Here is a 17,974-nt window from a genome sequence, read left to right on the forward strand (position 1 = left end):
ACGGGCACGACAAAGGCGGTACGCAGAACAAAGGCGGAACGTGGAGCGTGCGCGTAACTGTGGGGTTGCTGTGAACCAGCAGAGGGAAGAGTGGCAGTGGATTGCGCTGTCTGTCAGGAGCGCGTCAGAAAGTTGGCCGGAAACAGTCCGTTGTCCGGTAGTCGGTGTTCGATATGCGGAGTGGTCGCATCCGCCACTCCGCCCCCACCCGTTTCCCGGAGCCGTGCGACCTCACGGCCCCCCGTGCCAGGTCCGCCACAGTGCCGCGTACGCGCCGCCGTCCGCCACCAGCGCCTCGTGCGTGCCGAGTTCGGTGAGACGGCCGTCCTCCATCACGGCGACCCGGTCCGCGTCGTGGGCCGTGTGCAGCCGGTGGGCGATGGCGATGACCGTCCGGCCGCGGAGCACCGCCGCCAGAGCCCGCTCGGTGTGCCGGGCCGTCGTCGGGTCCAGCAGCGCGGTCGCCTCGTCCAGGATCAGCGTGTGCGGGTCCGCCAGCACCACCCGGGCCAGGGCGAGCTGCTGCGCCTGCGAGCCGTCCGTCGTGCGGCCACCGCCGCGGCCCGGCTCGGCGTCGAGACCGCCCGGCAGTTCCCGCACCCAGTCGGCGGCGCCGACCGCCGCCAGCGCCTCCCACAACCGCGCGTCGTCCGCCGTGGGTTCGGCGATCAGCAGGTTGTCGCGGACCGTGCCGATGAAGACGTGATGCTCCTGCGTGACCAGGACGACCTGCCGGCGCAGCGTCTCCGGCGCCAGCTCGGCGACCGGCGCGCCGCCCACCGTCACCGTGCCCGCGCTCGGCGCGTCCACGCCCGCCAGCAGCCGGCTCAGCGTGGTCTTGCCCGCGCCGGACGGGCCGACGACCGCGAGCCGCTCCCCGGGCCGCACCGTCAGGTCGACACCGCGCAGCACCTCGCCGCCGCGCTCGTAGGCGTACCGCACGCCCGTCACGTCGATCCGGTCGTCCACCGGAACCGGCGCCGCCCCGCCGACCCGCTCCGAGCGCGGCGCCCCCGCCAGACCCTCCACCCGGGCGAACGAGGCCCCGCTGCTCTGCAGTTGCTCGACGCGCACCAGGATCTGGTCCAGCGGCTCGGTGAACTGGCGCAGATACAGCGTGGCCGCCACCACCGCGCCCAGACTCATCGCCCCCCGCGCGTGCAGCGCGCCCCCCAGCAGCAGCACCCCCGCCACCGGCAGCGAGTACGACGTCTCGACCACCGGGAAGAACACCGTGCGCAGGTACAGCGTGTGGAAGCGGGCGCGACGCGCGACCTCCAGCGCGTCCCGGTTCGCCGCCGTCCGCCGCCGCTCGAGCCGGAACGCCTCCACCGTCCGTGCCCCGGACGCCGTCGCCGCGACGATCTCGGCGACCTCGGAGTCCGCCGCGCCCTGCGCCAGATAGCCGGCCCGGGCCCGCCGCAGATACCAGCGCAGCGCGAACCAGATCGGCGTCAGCGCCAGCACCCCGACGACGCCGAGCAGCGGGTCGATCACGAACACCGCGCCGAGCGTGAACAGGGCCTGGACCGTGCAGACCAGCAGCTCGGGTCCGGCGTCCCGCAGGGTCGTGCCGACCGCGGCGACGTCCGCGGTGCCGCGGGTGGTCAGATCGCCGGCGCCGGCCCGCTCCACGACCGACGCGGGCAGCGCGAGCGCCCGCCCCACGAAATCCTCCCGGACCCGCGCCAGGGTGCGCTCGCCGAACCGGTGCCCCACGTACCGCGCCCAGCGCGCCAGCAGCAGCTGCGCCGCCGCGCACACCAGGATCGCCGCCGCCAGCCGGTCCACGGGCCCGACGCCGTGCCCGGCCCGCACCTCGTCGATGATCCGCCCCAGCAGCCACGGCCCGGCGAGGCCCGCCCCGGCGGCGAGCACGTTCAGGGCGAGCGTGCCGGCGAACGCCCGCCGGTCGGCCCGCACCAGCCGCCACGCCGCCCGCCGCACCTCGGCGCGCCCGGCGACCGGCAGCCGGCCGGCGGAGGTGCTGTCGTCGGTCGGGGTCGTCACGGGGCCGTCTCCTGGTTCTGGGTCACGGTCGTCACGGGGCCGTCTCCTCGTTCTGGGTCGGGGTCGTCACGGGGCCGTCTCCTGGTTCTGGGTCACGGTCGTCACGGGGCCGTCTCCTGGTTCTGGGTCACGGTCGTCACGGGGCCGTCTCGTCGTTCCCGGTCACGGTCGTCATCGGACGGCCTCCTCAGCGTCGTCGGCGTCGCGGGTCACCAGCGCGCGGTAGCCCGGCTCTCGTCGCAGCAGGTCGCGGTGGCGGCCGGTCGCGGCGACCTTCCCGTCGACCAGGTAGTGCACCGTCTCCGCGCGGTCGAGGACCAGCGGGGAGGTGCTGGTGACGAGCGTGGTCCGGCCCGCCCGGTAGGCGTGCAGCCGCTCCGCGACCGCTGCCTCCGTGTGCGCGTCCAGTGCCGACGTCGGCTCCACGGCCAGCAGCACCTCGGGGTCGGCGAGCAGCGCCCGCACCAGCCGTACCCGCTGCCGCTGGCCGCCGGAAAGGCTGCGGCCCTGCGCGGTCACGGGCGAGTCGAGCCCCTCGGGCAGACTCTGCACGATGTCGTCGGCGGCCGCCGCCCGCACCGCCCGCGCGACCTCCGCCGCCGAGGGCGCACCCCGTCCGCAGACCACCTCGCGCAGGCTTCCGGCGAACAGGTCGGCCTCGTGGTCGGCGACCAGGATGCGGGCCCTGACCTGCTCCAACGGCAGGGCGTCCAGCCGCCGTCCGCCCCAGGTGACGTCCGAGGGGCCGTACCGGCCGAGCCGGTCCACGACGGCCGTCACGTCCGAGTGGCGTCCCCCGGCCAGCGCGGTCAGCCCGCCCGGGGCCACCCGCACACCCGAGTCGGGGTCGTGCAGCACCGCCGGCTCGGCGGGCGCGTCGCCGGTCCCGGTGTCGGGGTCGGGCTCCGTGCGCAGCAGCCCTACGACGCGCCGGGCGGCCACCACGCCCCGGCTGAGCTGGTATCCCATGTCGACGAGGAACGCCACCGGGCCGACCAGGACGGCGACATAGCCGTACACCGACACCAACTCGCCCACGGTCAGTTCGCCCTGCGCGGCCAGCCGGGCCGCGAGCCAGGTCACGGTGGCGAGGAACAGGGTCGGCAGGCCCACCCCGAGCGCCTGCATCCAGCTGGTGACCGCGCCGACCCGGTAGCCCTGCGCCCGCAGCCGCTGCGAGTCCCGGCCGAAGGAGTCCGCGAACAGTCCCTTGCCGCCGAGCCCGTTGAGCACGCGCAGCCCGCCCGCGAGGTCGCCGATCCGCGCGGTCAGCACGCCCTGCCGCTCCCGGTACTCCGCCTCCGTGCCCTGCAGCCGCGCCATGAGCGGCCCGACCAGCACCGCGATCACCGGCATCCCCAGCAGCACGACCGCCGCCAGCGTCGGCGACACGGACAGCAGGAGCCCGGCGACGAAGACGTACACCACGATCGAGCCGACGCCGGGCCCGACCACCGTCAGCGAATTCGCGATGGTGTGCACGTCGCCCACCCCGATGGTGACGACCTCCCCGGCCCCCACCCGGCGTTGCAGCGCGGCGCCCAGCCGGGCCGCGTGCCCGACGACGACCTTGGTGGTGCGGAAGTAGGCGTCCATGCGCAGCCTGGTCATCGTGCGGTGCCGCATGATGCTCACCCACGCGTTGAGCGCGCCCACCGCGAGCAGCGCGGCCGTCCAGCCCGCCAGCGCTGCCGTGTCACCGGGCTCCAGCCCGTCGTCCACCGCCCGTGACAGCAGGTACGGCGCGACCGCCATCAGCACCATCCAGAGGCTGGCCAGCAGCGCCCCGGCCGCCGACCGCCCCGGCTGGCAGCGCACCAGCCACGCCAGATACGCCCCGCCGCCGCGGCTGTCGGGCGTGCCGGGATCCTCGTACGCGTCGATCATCCACTCGTCCTTCCGGCCCCCGTGGCCCGCCGACCGGCCCCCTTCGCCCGCCGACCGGCCCCCGTCGCCCGCCGACCGGCTCCCATGGCCCGCTGAACGCTCACGCCAGACTGTCCCGCCAGGCCCGGTGCAGATCCGCGAACCGGCCGGTGCCCGCGATGAGTTCGGCCGGTCCGCCGTCCTCGACGATCCGGCCCTGCTCCATGACGAGCACCCGGTCGGCGATCTCCACGGTGGACAGCCGGTGCGCGATCACCACCGCCGTACGGCCCTTCAGCACCGTGGCCATCGCCGCCTGCACGGCCCGCTCGCCCGGGACGTCCAGCGAACTGGTCGCCTCGTCGAGGATCAGCACCGCCGGATCGGCGAGCAACGCCCTGGCGAACGCGACCAGTTGACGCTGGCCCGCGGAGATGCGGCCGCCGCGCTTGCGTACGTCGGTGTCGTAGCCGTCGGGCAGGGCACTGATGAACTCGTGCGCGCCGATCGCCTTCGCCGCCCGCTCGATCTCCTCCCGCGACGCGTCCGGCCGCCCGATGGCGATGTTCTCGGCGACCGTGCCGGAGAACAGGAACGCCTCCTGCGTCACCATCACCACGCCGCGCCGCAGTTCGGGCATCGCCAGCTCGCGCAGGTCCACGCCGTCCAGCAGCACCCGGCCCGCGGAGGGGTCGTAGAAGCGGGCGAGCAGCTTGGCCAGCGTGGACTTGCCGGCGCCGGTCGAGCCGACCACGGCGACCGTCTGCCCGGCGGGAAGGGCGAGGTCGAAGCGGGGGAGGACCTCGCCGCCCGTGCGGTAGCCGAAGGAGACCCCGTCGAAGACGACCTCCCGGCCGGGGAGCTCGCCCCGCAGGGCGGGCAGTTCCCGCGGCGCGGACGGCTCCGGCACGGAGGGCTTCTGCGCGAGCAGCCCCGCGATCTTCTCCAGCGACGCGGCCGCCGACTGGTAGGAGTTGAGGAACATGCCGAGCCGGTCGATCGGGTCGTACAGCCGCCGCAGGTACAGCACCGCCGCCGCCAGCACACCCAGCTCCAGCGAGCCGTCCGCGACCCGCATGGCGGCCCACAGCACGATCGCCGCGACCGCGGTGTTCGCGACCAGCCGCGACCCGACGACGTAGCGCGCCATCTCCAGCAGCGCGTCGCCGTTCCTGCGCTCGTGCCGCCGGTTCAGGACCCGGAAGCCGGCCTCGTTGACGGCCTCGCGGCGGAAGGCGCGCACCGGCCGGATGCCGTTCATCGTCTCCACGAACTTCACGATCACGGCCGCGATCGCCGTCGAGCGGGCCGTGAACACCCGGCCGGCGCGCCGCTGGTAGACCCGGACGAGCCCGTACAGCGGCACGAGGGACGCGACCGCGACGGCGCCCAGGCCGAAATCCAGCCAGAGCAGCATCGCGGAGATGAACAGGAAGGACAGCGCGACCGTCACGAGTTCCTGCAGACCCTCTTCGAGGAGCTCCCGCAGGGCCTCCACGTCGCTGGTGGAGCGGGAGATGAGCCGGCCCGAGGTGTAGCGCTCGTGGAAGTCGAGGCTCAGCGCCTGCGCGTGCCGGAAGATCCGGCCGCGCAGGTCGAGCAGCACGTCCTGGCTGACGCGGGCGGAGGCGAGCAGGAACGCGTACTGCAGCCCGCCGGACGCCACCGCGCACAGCAGGTAGCCGACGCCCACCGCGACCAGCGGCCCGTGGTCGTCGGCGCGCAGCGCCGGCACGGCGCGGTCGATGGCGTACGCCACCAGCAGCGGGCCCGCCTGCACGGCCGCCTGCTGGAGCAGCAGCAGGAGCGTGGTGAGGGCGACGCGCGCCCGCATCGGGGCCAGCAGGGAACGCAGCAGCGCGCCGGTGGCGCCGGGCGCGGTGGGCAGGACGTCCTTGTCGAAGGGGTCCTGCGCGGTCCGCGGGCTTGCGTCCCGCGGTCCGTCGTCGCCGGTCGTGGGGGAGGACGTCGTGGGGGCGGTCATCGGTCGTCCTCCTGGCGGCCGGTTCCTGACATGAGGTGGGCGTACTCGGGGTTGTCGCGCAGCAGTTCCTGGTGGGTGCCCACCGCGGCGATCCGCCCGTCGGACAGCAGCGCCACCCGGTCGGCGAGGAGCACGGTGGACGGACGGTGGGCGACGATCAGCGCGGTGGTGTCGGCGAGGACCTGCCGCAGCGCGGCCTCCACGGCGGCCTCGGTGTGCACGTCCAGCGCGGACAGCGGGTCGTCCAGGACGAGGAAGGGGGGCCGGCCGACGACGGCCCTGGCCAGCGCGAGCCGCTGCCGCTGCCCGCCGGAGAGGCTGAGCCCCTGCTCGCCGACCTGGGTGTCGACGCCCTGCGGCAGCGTGCGCACGAAGCCGGCCTGCGCCACGTCCAGCGCCCGTTCCAGCTCGACGGCGCCCGCCCCGTCGTCCGCGCCCATGAGGACGTTCTCCCCGACGCTCGCCGAGAACAGGGTCGGCTCCTCGAAGGCGACGGCGACCCGCGCGCGCAGCTCCTCGCGGGGCATCGCCGTGACGTCCTCGCCGTCCAGGGTGATGCGCCCGGCCGTCACCTCGTGCAGCCGGGGGACGAGGGCGGTGAGGGTGGTCTTGCCGCTGCCGGTCGCCCCGACGAGGGCCAGGGACTCGCCGGGCCTGACGTGCAGGTCGACGCCGTCGAGGGTGGGCCGGGAGCCGGGGGCGGCGTCCGGGTAGCGGAAGGTGACGGCGTCGAACCGGAGTCCGCCGTCGGACGTCGTGTCCGACTCCGCGCCCGCCCGGCCGGGTTCCGCCCGGACGACGGTGTCCTGTTCCGGCTCCTCGTCCATCACCTCGAAGTACCGTCGCGTCGCCGTCGCCGCCTCCTGGCTCATCGCCAGCAGGAACCCGATGGAGTCCACCGGCCAGCGCAGCGCGAGCGCGGTGGACAGGAAGGCGACCAGGGTGCCCGCGGACAGCTCGCCGTCCGCCACCCGCACCGCCCCCAGCACCAGCGCGGCCCCGATCGCCAGTTCGGGCAGCGTCACGATGACGGCCCAGATGGTGGCCAGCAGCCGCGCCTTGGCCAGTTCGGTGCCGCGCAGCATCGACGACAGCTCGCGGAAGGCGCGCGCCTGGCTGCGGTGCCGGCCGAAGCCCTTCACGATCCGGATCCCGAGGACGCTCTCCTCGACGACCGTCGTCAGGTCCCCGACCTGGTCCTGCGCCCGCCGCGCCACGACCGCGTACCGGCGCTCGAAGTGCACGCACATCACGACGACGGGGACGGCCGGCCCGAGGATGACCAGCCCGAGCTGCCAGTCCTGGAGCAGCATGATGACGACGCCGAACACGATCGTGACCGAGTTGACCAGCAGGAACGTCAGCGGGAAGGCGAGGAACATCCGCACCAGCCCCAGATCGGCCGTCGCCCGGGACAGCAGCTGGCCCGACGCCCACCGGTCGTGGAACGCCACCGGCAGCCGCTGGAGCCGCCCGTACAGATCCGCCCGCATCTCCGCCTCGACGTGCGCCAGCGGACGTGCCACCAGCCAGCGCCGCATCCCGAACAGCAGCGCCTCGGTGAACCCGAGGAGCAGCAGGCAGAGCGCGCCCAGCCAGACCCCGGCCGTGTCCCCGTCGGCCACCGGGCCGTCCACCATCCACTTGAGGACGAGGGGGATCACCAGCCCGGCACACGAGGCGAGCACGGCGACGAGGGCGGCCGTGAACAGCCGCAGCCGCACGGGTCTGACGTACGGCCACAGGCGCAGCAGGGAGCGTACGACGGAGCGGTCGGGGGCGGTTGCACGTGTCTCGGCCATCACCGCGAGCCTACGGACCGGCACTGACACAGCCCACCGGGTTTCGGTCCGTCCGGGCTCCGTCGCTGGTCCTACGACCTGCGCGCGCGAGGGGTCGTACGGCTGTGTCGACCGATCGGCTGATGTCCGTTCGAGCGAGTCGGCCGATGTGCCGGCCGGGCCCCGCCCGGGACGCTGGTGCCATGCCCGTCATCGAAGTCACCGAACTGCGCAAGACCTATGACGGCCGTGCGGTCGTCGACGGCGTCTCCTTCGCCGTCGGCTCGCGTACCGTTGGTCCGCCATGACAGATGACCCGCGCGTCTCCTTGCTGATCGTCGACGACCATCCCGTCGTGCGGGACGGCCTGCGCGGCATGTTCGAGTCGGCCCCCGGCTTCACGGTCCTCGGCGAGGCGGCGAACGGCGTCGAGGCCGTCGCGAAGGCGGGAGAACTCGATCCGGACGTGATCCTGATGGACCTGCGGATGCCCGGTGGCGGGGGAGTGGACGCCATCCGGGAGCTGGCCCGCGGCGGCGCCCGCGCCAAGGTCCTCGTCCTCACGACGTACGACACCGACTCCGACACGCTCCCCGCGATCGAGGCAGGCGCGACGGGCTACCTCCTCAAGGACGCCCCGCGCGACGAGCTGTTCACGGCCGTCCGCGCTGCGGCGCAGGGCCGTACGGTCCTGTCGCCCGCCGTGGCCACCCGGCTGGTCTCCGCGGTCCGGGCGCCCCGGAGCCCCGGCGAGGAGCCGCTCTCCGCGCGTGAGCGCGAGGTACTGGCCCTGGTCGCCAGGGGCACCTCCAACCGTGAGATCGCCCTTGACCTGTTCATCAGCGAGGCCACGGTCAAGACCCATCTCACCCACCTGTACGCCAAGCTGGGCGTCAACGACCGCGCGGCCGCGGTGGCGAGAGCGTACGAGCGGGGAATCCTCGGCTGACCCGCTGACCCGCTGACCCGCTGACCCGCTGACCCGCTGACCCGCCGTCCCCTGCTCGCTGCCGCCTGCCGTGTCGCGGCCACCGGTCCGCCCGTCGCGCGGAAGCCGCTCACCTGCGCCGGGCTCACGCCGCCACCCGCAGCAGCAGCACCGCCCGTCCCGGCACCGTCACCGTGGTGCCCGCGGGGAGAGCGACCCCGGGCGCCTCGTCCTGTTCCTCGCGGGACGTGTCGACGACCACCTCGTACCGCTGCGCCCACGGCGGGCCCGGGAGGACGAAGTCCACCGGGCGGTGCCCCGCGTGCAGGACGGCGAGGAAGCTGTCGTCGGCGATCGGGGCCCCCCGTTCGTCGCGGCCGGGGATGTCCCGCCCGGAGAGGTACATCCCCAGCGTCGCCGCGGGCGCGTACCAGTCCCCCTCCGTCATCTCGGTGCCCCGCTCCGTGAACCAGGCCAGGTCCCGCAGGCCGTCCGCCGAGTGCGCCCGGCCGGAGAAGAAGGCGCGGCGGCGGAGCACCGGGTGGCGGTGCCGCAGCGCGATCAGCCGGGCGGTGAGATCGAACAGGGCCCGCCAGCCCGGTTCCTCCAGCAGCCCCCAGTCCACCCAGCTGATCTCGTTGTCCTGGCAGTAGGCGTTGTTGTTGCCCTGCTGGGTGCGTCCGAACTCGTCGCCCGCGACCAGCATCGGCACGCCCGTCGACAGCAACAGCGTCGTCAGCAGGTTGCGCAACTGCCGTCGCCGCAGCGCCTGCACGTCCTCGTCGGCCGTCGGGCCCTCGGCGCCGCCGTTCCAGGAGCGGTTGTCGTTCGTGCCGTCCCGGTTGCCCTCGCCGTTGGCCTCGTTGTGCTTGCGCTCGTACGACACCAGGTCGCGCAGGGTGAAGCCGTCGTGCGCGGTGATGAAGTTGACCGACGCGTACGGCCGCCGCCCGCCCCACGCGTACAGGTCGCTCGAGCCCGACAGCCGGTAGCCCATCTCCCGCACGTCCGGCAGGGCGTGCCGCCAGAAGTCCCGCGCGGCGTCGCGGTAGCGGTCGTTCCACTCCGTCCACAGCGGCGGGAAGGCGCCCACCTGGTAGCCGCCCGAGCCCACGTCCCAGGGTTCGGCGATGAGCTTCACCCGGCGCAGCACCGGGTCCTGCGCGATCACCGCGAGGAACGGGGAGAGCATGTCGACGTCGTGCATGGACCGGGCCAGCGCCGCCGCCAGGTCGAAGCGGAAGCCGTCGACGCCCATCTCCGTCACCCAGTAGCGCAGCGAGTCGGTGATCAGGCGCAGCACATGCGGCTGGACCACCTGCAGGGTGTTCCCGCAGCCCGTGTAGTCGGCGTAGCGCCGGGCGTCGGACTGCAGGCGGTAGTAGCCGCGGTTGTCGATGCCCTTCAGCGACAGGGTGGGGCCCAGCTCGCCGGCCTCCGCCGTGTGGTTGTAGACGACGTCGAGGATCACCTCTATCCCGGCCGCGTGCAGGGCGCGCACCATCCGCTTGAACTCGCCGACCTGCTGACCCGTCGTCCCCGAGGCGGCGTACGCGGCGTGCGGGGCGAAGTAGCCGATCGAGTTGTAGCCCCAGTAGTTCTTCAGACCGCGACGCAGCAGATGGTCCTCGTGCGCGAACTGGTGGACCGGCAGCAGCTCCACCGCCGTGACGCCCAGCCGCACCAGGTGCTCCACGGCCGCCGGGTGCGCCAGACCGGCGTAGGTGCCGCGCAGTTCCTCCGGGACGCCGGGGTGCCGTCGGGTGAAGCCCCGCACATGCAGCTCGTAGATCACCGAGTCGGCCCACGGCGTCTTCGGGCGGCGGTCGTCTGCCCAGTCGTCGTCGTCGTGCACGACGACGCCCTTCGGGACGTGCGGCGCGGAGTCGCGTTCGTCGCGCACGGTGTCGGCGACCTGCTGCTGGGGCCAGTCGCGGACGTGCCCGTACACCTCCGGCGGCAGCAGGAACTCGCCGTCCACCGCGCGGGCGTACGGGTCGAGGAGCAGCTTCGCCGGGTTCCAGCGGCCGCCGGTCCAGGGGTCCCAGCGGCCGTGCACCCGGTAGCCGTAGCGCTGGCCGGGCATGATCCCGGGCACGAAGCCGTGCCAGATCTCGTGCGTGAGCTCGGTGAGCCGGGCCCGCGTCTCCCGGCCGGCCTCGTCGAACAGGCACAGCTCGACCGCCTCCGCACCGCCCGCCCACAGCGCGAAGTTGGTGCCGGCGACCCCGTCCGGGCCGACCCGGAACCGGGCGCCCAGCGGTGTGGACGCGCCCGGCCACACGGGTGGGCCCGGCACCTTGCGCGAGACGCCGTTCACGACGGCCTCCGGCGTGGCGCGCTCGGCCGCCACCGCCTCCTGCTCGGCTGCGCTGGACACCGTCTGCCCCTCCCACGGCTCGTGGGACGACGGGGGAGAAGAGCGCGCGGTGTCCCGTCCGCGGCTCCCTTTCGCGTCGTCCTCCCCCCATGTCTGCCCAGAGCGGCCCTCGCACTCACGTTTCCCCGGAGCGTGCCCGGTCGTTGGGCACCCCGTGAGGCACGTACATGGGCGCGCACGGCGCGCGGGGGTCGCACTGGCCGCCGTACTGACATGGGCAGGACTGCTGGCCGGGGCCGCCGGCTGTACCGGCGGGATCGGCGGGGCCGGCGGTGACAGCCGCAGCGGACTCGACCGGATGCTCGGCAAACCCCGGGCCCCCGAGGACGTCATCCGCGTCAGCCCGCGGGACGGCGCGCGGGGCGTGCGGCCCGGGACGGATCTGTCGGTGCGGGTGCCGGACGGCCGGCTGGAGTCGGTGAAGGTCGTCAGATCGCAGGACGCGCGGGAGAGCGAGGTGAAGGGGCGGATCGCCGCGGACGGTCTGAGCTGGCGGCCGGCGGAGGCCCGGCTCGGGCTCGCCGCCCGCTACACGGTCGACGTGGTGGCGCTGGACGGCGACGGGAACCGTTCCGCGCGCCACACCACGTTCACCACCTTCGTCCCCGAGAAGCGCTTCATCGGGTACGTCACGCCCGAGAACCGGGCCACCGTGGGCACCGGGATGATCGTCTCGCTGGAGTTCAACCGCGAGATCGGCGACCGCGCCGCCGTCGAACGCGCCGTCCGGGTCACGGCCGAGCCCGCCACCGAGATCCGGGCGCACTGGTTCGGCGGCACCCGGCTCGACTTCCGCCCCGAGGCGTACTGGCGGCCGGGCACCGAGGTCACGGTCGACCTCGCGCTGCGGGACGTCCAGGGTGCGCCCGGCGTCTACGGCCTCCAGGACAAGTCGTTCTCCTTCACCGTCGGCCGCAGCCAGGTGTCCCTGGTGGACGCGGCCGAGCACACCATGCAGGTGCGGCGGGACGGCGAACTGCTGGCCACCGTGCCGATCACGGCCGGATCGCCGGAGAACACCACCTACAACGGCAAGATGGTGGTGAGCGAGATGCTGGAGCTGACCCGGATGAACGGCGCCACGGTCGGCTTCAAGAAGGCGAACGGCAAGGGCGAGTACGACATTCCGGATGTACCGCACGCCATGCGGCTGACCGGTTCCGGCACCTTCCTGCACGGCAACTACTGGGCGCAGGACGTCTTCGGCAGGGCCAACGTCAGCCACGGCTGCGTGGGTCTGCGGGACGTGAAGGGCGGCGGGTCGGACACGCCCGCGGGCTGGTTCTTCGACCGCTCGCTCGTCGGCGACGTCGTCGAGGTGGTCCACAGCAAGGACAAGCAGGTCGCCCCGGACAACGGCCTCGGCGGCTGGAACATGACCTGGAAGGAGTGGACCGCGGGCAGTGCCCTGAAATGACCCTCGTTCCCGGTGCAACCATCCCCGCCGCTCCGCGGTCCCAGTTGGGACGGAACGGTGACCTTGGCCTGACACGAAGCTCGAATTCGTACGGTTAATATGCGCCAGAGATCGCGCGGGAGCGCTGGGGTGGGGGCCTGACCAGGGCCTTTCGAGGGGAGAACGACTTGAACGTGCGACCGATATCGGGGGCGTCGGTTGGCGGGCGCTCACGGGGCCGCGACAGACGGCTGGCGCTGATCGTCGGCGGGATGCTGCTCGCCGTCACGGCGTGCGGCGGGGGCGACAACCCGGGTTCCGGGTCCGACGCGAAGGCCGGGGGCGACAAGGGAGCCACGGCCGCGGCGGAGAGCAAGCAGTCGGAGGCGGTCGTCACCATCGCCCCGAAGACCGGCGCGAAGGACGTGGACACCAGCGGCGCCCTCAAGGTCACCGCGGCCAAGGGCAAGCTGACCGAGGTCACCGTCAAGGACGCCAAGGGCAGGAAGATCGACGGGGCGATCTCGGCCGACGGCGCCGGCTGGACGCCCGCCACCCACCTGGCCGCGTCCACCGCGTACCAGGTGCACGCGGTCGCCAAGGACTCCGCCGGCCGCACGGCCGCCGAGGACTCCGCCTTCACCACGCTGAGCCCGCAGAACACCTTCATCGGCAACTTCACGCCCGAGGACGGCTCCACGGTCGGCGTCGGCATGCCGTTCTCGGTCCGGTTCACCCGCGGCATCACCAAGCCGGCGGACGTCGAGAAGGCCATCAGGATCACGACCGTGCCCGCGGTCGAGGTCGAGGGCCACTGGTTCGGCAACGACCGCCTGGACTTCCGCCCGGAGAAGTACTGGAAGGCCGGCACCAAGGTGAAGGTCGAGCTGAACCTCGACGGCGTGGAGGGCCGCAAGGGCGTCTACGGCAAGCAGTCCAAGACGCTGTCCTTCACCATCGGCCGCGACCAGGTGACCGTCGTGGACGCCAAGAAGCACACGATGCAGGTCACGCGGGAGGGCAAGGTCGTCAAGACCGTCCCGGTCACCACGGGCAAGCCGGGATACGCCACCTGGAACGGCCAGATGGTCATCAGCGAGAAGTTCACCGTGACCCGCATGAACGGCGACACGGTCGGCTACGACGGCGAGTACGACATCAAGGACGTCCCGCACGCCATGCGGCTGACCAACTCCGGAACCTTCGTGCACGGCAACTACTGGGGCGGCGACGCCTTCGGCAACTACAACGCCAGCCACGGCTGCATCGGCCTGCGGGACGTGCGCGGAGGCTACGACGGCTCCGTGCCGGCCGCGTGGTTCTTCAACCAGTCGATGGTCGGCGACGTGGTCGTCGTGAAGAACTCCACCGACCCGGTGGTCGACCCGTCCAACGGCCTCAACGGCTGGAACATCTCCTGGGCGGACTGGAAGAAGTAGGGTTCCCCCCTCCTGCTCTCGCGGGCGGGCCCGGTGCTGTGACACACGGCACCGGGCCCGTCGTCGTTAGTGGTGGTTAACCTGCTGCCATGACCGTGAATCTCGAAGTCGCCGAAGGCGTCGGCACGATCCGCCTCGACCGTCCGCCCATGAACGCGCTGGACGTCGCCACGCAGGACCGTCTCAAGGAGCTCGCCGAGGAGGCGACCCGGCGGGAGGATGTCCGCGCGGTCGTCCTGTACGGCGGCGAGAAGGTGTTCGCGGCGGGCGCGGACATCAAGGAGATGCAGGACATGGACCACACCGCGATGGTGCTGCGCTCCCGTGCCCTGCAGGAGTCCTTCACGGCGGTGGCCCGCATCCCCAAGCCGGTCGTGGCGGCGGTGACCGGGTACGCGCTGGGCGGCGGCTGTGAACTCGCGCTCTGCGCCGACTTCCGCATCGCCGGGGACGGCGCCAGGCTGGGCCAGCCGGAGATCCTGCTCGGACTGATCCCCGGGGCCGGCGGCACCCAGCGCCTCTCCCGGCTGATCGGTCCCTCCAAGGCGAAGGACCTGATCTTCACGGGCCGGATGGTCAAGGCGGACGAGGCGCTGGCCCTCGGGCTGGTGGACCGGGTGGTGCCGGCCGCCGAGGTGTACACCGAGGCGCACGCCTGGGCGGCGAAACTGGCGCAGGGGCCGGCGCTGGCGCTGCGCGCCGCGAAGGAGGCGATCGACACCGGTCTGGAGACGGACGTCGAGACGGGACTGGCGGTGGAACGCACCTGGTTCGCCGGTCTGTTCGCCACCGCCGACCGTGAGACCGGCATGCGCAGCTTCGTGGAGGAAGGGCCCGGCAAGGCCAAGTTCCTGTGAGTGACCTGTCTTTCCCGGGCGGCGTCGGCAGTTGCTCTTGACGGCACGTCTCACCCGCGTCCCTCGATGGGGCGGTTTAGGGGAACCTTAAGGCAACCTTAAGCCTGCTTTGTCGGGGGAACCCGGCGCTTGCCGCGGAGCGGGTCTTCGCGGCAGGTCAGGGTGGGTTTGTCGGTATCTGTACTGCCGTTGGCATATGCCGTTCGAGCCAATCGGAACGAGTGATTCCGGGGGGCGTATTCCACAGGAACGGCCCCGGAGGGTGCCCGTGGCGGCCATGATGGGGGCATGGCGGGGCTGGAGGGCATCGAACAGCCGCGGGGACACAGCCGTGCGGCCGCGGCGCGCTGGTCGCCCGCGGTGGAGGACGAACAGGCGCTCAAGGCGCTGGAGTTGTTCGGCAATCCGACGGAGGGCGAGGTTCCGTTGCCGTCCCGCCCCGAGTCCGCCGCCGCGGCCCGCCGACTGGCCCAGGTCGTGGTCCTGCGCCAGTGGGGGCTCGGTCCCAAGATGGCCGAGGACGTGGTCCTGCTCGTCTCCGAGCTCGTCGGCAACGCCGTGCGGCACACCGGCGCCCGCGTCTTCGGCCTGCGGATGCGACGCCGGCGCGGCTGGATCCGCGTCGAGGTCCGCGACCCCTCCCGCGGGCTGCCCTGTCTGATGCCGGTTCAGGAGATGGACGTCAGCGGGCGGGGCCTCTTCCTCATCGACAAGCTGTCCGACCGGTGGGGGGTCGACCTGCTGCCCCGCGGGAAGACGACCTGGTTCGAGATGCGGGCCGCCGACCGCTGACCGGTCCGTCCGGTGCCGGCCGGCGGACGCGGCCGAGGCGTCAATGGCCGGAATTGCGGCATATCACCCCTTAAATGGTGCGGGTGACCCCATCCGACCGCCGTTCCGCGCTGCGGGCGGGCGCCGGGCTCGTCGCCGGGGGTGCGTTCGCGGCCGGGTGCTCGCCCGCCGTGTCCTCCTCCGGCGTCGCCGTCCGGTCCGCCGCCGACTCCCGGTCTCCCGACTCCCGGTCTCCCGACGGCCGGACTCCCGACTCCCGGTCTCCCGCCGGCCCGGCCGCCGCCCCCGCTCCGCGCGCCTTCCCCGGTCAGCCCGCCCAGATCACGCACGGCCCCCGCGACCGTCCCCGGGTCGCGCTCACCTTCCACGGGCAGGGCGAGCCCGCCATGGCCCGCGCCCTGCTCGGCGAAGCCGAACGGCACGGCGCCCGGGTCACCGTCCTGGCCGTCGGGACCTGGCTCGACGAACACCCCGACCTCGCCCGCCGGGTCCTCGACGGCGGCCACGACCTCGGCAACCACACCCAGCGGCACCTGGACGTCAACGCCATGTCCGAGGCCGAGGCGACGGCCGAGATCACCGGGTGCGCACAGCGGCTGCGCCGGCTCACCGGATCCGTGGGCACCTGGTTCCGGCCCTCCCGAGCCGCCCGCGCCTCCCCGCTCGTCGTGGCGCTGGCCCGGCGGGCCGGCTACCCGCACGTCCTGTCCTATGACGTCGACTCCCTCGACTTCACCTCGCCCGGCGCCCCCGCCGTCACCCGCAACGTCCTCGACAAGATCCGCGACGGGTCCGTCGTGAGCCTGCACTTCGGGTACGCGGACACGGTCGCCGCACTCCCCGCCCTGCTGGACGAACTCGACCGCCGCGGACTGCGTGCGGTCACTGCCACGGAGCTGATCGGCTGATGCGCCGCAACCTCGTCACAAGCGCCCTGCTCACCGGCGCAGCCCTCGCCGTCCTCGCCGCCTGCGGCACCGATGCCCGAAGCGGCGCGGACGGGACGGGTCGGACCACCGAGCGGGCCGTGCCCGCGCCGGTGAAGAAGGCCGCCAGACCGGTCGTCGACGGCCTGCCGGGCATGCCGCCCGTGCTCGACCCCAAGGACGTCTACGCCGCCGACCGCCCGAACCGGCTCTCCCCGGTGGTCAAGGACTTCCCGTCCCGGGTCTACGTGCCCAACACGGAGTCCGACACCGTCTCCGTCATCGACCCGAAGACCTACCGGGTGATCGAGACGATCCGCGTCGGACGCCAGCCGCAGCACGTCGTCCCCTCCTGGGATCTCAAGACCCTCTGGGTCAACAACGACCGCGGGAACACCCTCACCCCGATCGACCCCGCGACCGGGAAGACGGGCAAGCCGGTCGAGGTGCACGACCCCTACAACCTCTACTTCACGCCCAACGGCAAGTACGCCGTCGTCATGGCCTCCCTCGACCGAGAGCTCGTCTTCCGGGACCCGCACACGATGAAGCGGATCAAGACCGAGCCGGTCACCTGCTACGGCGTCAACCACGCAGACTTCTCCCTGGACGGCAAGTACTTCATCGTGTCCTGCGAGTTCAGCGGCGAACTGCTCAAGGTCGACACCGAGCGGATGAAGGTGGTCGCCCAGCAGAAGCTGCCGCTCAAGGGCGCCATGCCGCAGGACGTGAAGGTCTCGCCGGACGGCAAGCTGTTCTACGTCGCCGACATGATGGCCCACGGCATGTGGATCGTCGACGGCGGCACCTTCGGCAAGCCGCGGTTCCTGCACACCGGCAAGGGCTGCCACGGGCTGTACGTCAGCCGCGACTCCCGCGAGATGTACGTCACCAACCGCGGCGAGGGCACCGTCTCCGTCTTCGACTTCACCAAGGGCGAGCTGACCAAGAAGTGGCGCCTCCCGGACGGGGGCAGCCCCGACATGGGCGGCGTCTCGGCGGACGGCAAGGTCCTGTGGCTGTCCGGGCGGTACAACGCCGAGGTGTACGCGATCGACACCGCCGACGGCCATCAGCTCGCCCGCATCAAGGTCGGCGGCGGCCCGCACGGCCTGGCCGTCTATCCGCAGCCCGGCCGCTACTCGCTCGGCCACACCGGGGTCTTCCGCTAGCGGGAGGTCCTGCGTCCGGCGGGCGCCGGGGCCGTTAATCTGGCCTGCGTCAGTTGGACAGCAGAACAGCACATGTGCCGCAGGGCATGAAGAAGAGGGGCGGACCGGTGGCCGACATCGAAGAAGCGCGCAACCATTTCCAGCGGATCGACACGGACGGCGACGGCTTCATCACCGCAGCCGAGTTCAAGACCGCCCTGGCCCAGCAGGGCGACTGGAACGTCACCGAGTCGGTCGCCGAGGCCATCATCAAGTCCCGCGACCTGAACGGCGACAAGGTCCTCTCGTTCGACGAGTTCTGGGCTCACCTGAACAAGTGACGGGAGCCCGCACGGGCTGACGTGAACCGACTGGGGGCGCCGCGACGGGGGCGCCCCCTTCGTCGTGGGCCGAAGACCGTCGCGGGGGACCGGAATAGATCCCCGCCGGTCCAGGTTGACGCC

At 72.8% G+C, this 17,974-nt stretch carries 13 protein-coding genes; 8 read left to right on the forward strand and 5 right to left on the reverse strand.

From position 1 onward, the window contains the following. Nucleotides 1-231: 231 nt before the first annotated feature. The 4 genes from QF032_RS27080 to QF032_RS27095 form a co-directional block, all read right to left on the reverse strand. Nucleotides 232-2,010: an ABC transporter ATP-binding protein gene (locus QF032_RS27080; RefSeq protein WP_307057797.1), complete on the reverse strand. Its 1,779-nt coding sequence runs from the start codon at nt 2,008-2,010 to the stop codon at nt 232-234. Between the two features lie 171 nt (nt 2,011-2,181). Further along, complete coding sequence (locus QF032_RS27085; RefSeq protein ID WP_307057799.1) at nt 2,182-3,897, reverse strand: ABC transporter ATP-binding protein; 1,716 nt, start codon at nt 3,895-3,897, stop codon at nt 2,182-2,184. A 100-nt stretch (nt 3,898-3,997) separates the two neighbouring features. Further along, nucleotides 3,998-5,860: an ABC transporter ATP-binding protein gene (locus QF032_RS27090; RefSeq protein WP_307046053.1), complete on the reverse strand. Its 1,863-nt coding sequence runs from the start codon at nt 5,858-5,860 to the stop codon at nt 3,998-4,000. Further along, nucleotides 5,857-7,662 carry an ABC transporter ATP-binding protein gene (locus QF032_RS27095; protein WP_307057801.1) on the reverse strand — a complete coding sequence of 602 codons (1,806 nt, stop codon included), beginning with the start codon at nt 7,660-7,662 and terminating at the stop codon, nt 5,857-5,859. The genes QF032_RS27090 and QF032_RS27095 overlap by 4 nt, the downstream gene beginning before the upstream one ends. A 283-nt stretch (nt 7,663-7,945) precedes the next feature. Between QF032_RS27095 and QF032_RS27100 the strand changes: the two genes are divergently transcribed. Beyond that, nucleotides 7,946-8,590 carry a response regulator gene (locus tag QF032_RS27100; RefSeq protein ID WP_307057803.1) on the forward strand — a complete coding sequence of 215 codons (645 nt, stop codon included), beginning with the start codon at nt 7,946-7,948 and terminating at the stop codon, nt 8,588-8,590. 124 nt (nt 8,591-8,714) lie between these two features. On the opposite strand, the gene glgX is transcribed toward QF032_RS27100, so the two are convergent. Then, nucleotides 8,715-10,949, reverse strand: a complete 2,235-nt coding sequence (gene glgX / locus QF032_RS27105) for a glycogen debranching protein GlgX (RefSeq protein WP_307046059.1) — start codon at nt 10,947-10,949, stop codon at nt 8,715-8,717. A 154-nt stretch (nt 10,950-11,103) separates the two neighbouring features. Here glgX and QF032_RS27110 point away from each other — a divergent pair, with 154 nt between their 5' ends. The 7 genes from QF032_RS27110 (at nt 11,104) to QF032_RS27140 (ending at nt 17,851) form a co-directional block, all read left to right on the forward strand. Next, nucleotides 11,104-12,366, forward strand: coding sequence for a L,D-transpeptidase (locus QF032_RS27110; RefSeq protein ID WP_307057805.1), 1,263 nt, complete (start codon nt 11,104-11,106; stop codon nt 12,364-12,366). Between the two features lie 167 nt (nt 12,367-12,533). Beyond that, entirely contained in the window at nt 12,534-13,784 is a 1,251-nt protein-coding gene (locus tag QF032_RS27115; RefSeq protein WP_307046063.1) for a L,D-transpeptidase, read from the forward strand. A gap of 89 nt (nt 13,785-13,873) precedes the next feature. Continuing rightward, entirely contained in the window at nt 13,874-14,641 is a 768-nt protein-coding gene (locus QF032_RS27120) for an enoyl-CoA hydratase/isomerase family protein (protein WP_307046065.1), read from the forward strand. Nucleotides 14,642-14,929: 288 nt separating this feature from the next. Then, nucleotides 14,930-15,433: an ATP-binding protein gene (locus QF032_RS27125; protein WP_307046067.1), complete on the forward strand. Its 504-nt coding sequence runs from the start codon at nt 14,930-14,932 to the stop codon at nt 15,431-15,433. A 74-nt stretch (nt 15,434-15,507) separates the two neighbouring features. Beyond that, on the forward strand, nt 15,508-16,341 hold the full coding sequence (locus tag QF032_RS27130; protein ID WP_307057806.1) for a polysaccharide deacetylase family protein: 834 nt from the start codon (nt 15,508-15,510) through the stop codon (nt 16,339-16,341). Further along, the gene (locus tag QF032_RS27135; RefSeq protein WP_307057807.1) at nt 16,341-17,531 is read left to right on the forward strand and encodes a YncE family protein; all 1,191 of its coding nucleotides are present in this window, start codon (nt 16,341-16,343) and stop codon (nt 17,529-17,531) included. The genes QF032_RS27130 and QF032_RS27135 overlap by 1 nt, the downstream gene beginning before the upstream one ends. A gap of 107 nt (nt 17,532-17,638) precedes the next feature. Then, nucleotides 17,639-17,851: an EF-hand domain-containing protein gene (locus QF032_RS27140; protein ID WP_107448719.1), complete on the forward strand. Its 213-nt coding sequence runs from the start codon at nt 17,639-17,641 to the stop codon at nt 17,849-17,851. Nucleotides 17,852-17,974 lie beyond the last annotated feature (123 nt).

Source organism: Streptomyces achromogenes, from assembly GCF_030816715.1.
Lineage (GTDB): Bacteria > Actinomycetota > Actinomycetes > Streptomycetales > Streptomycetaceae > Streptomyces > Streptomyces achromogenes_A.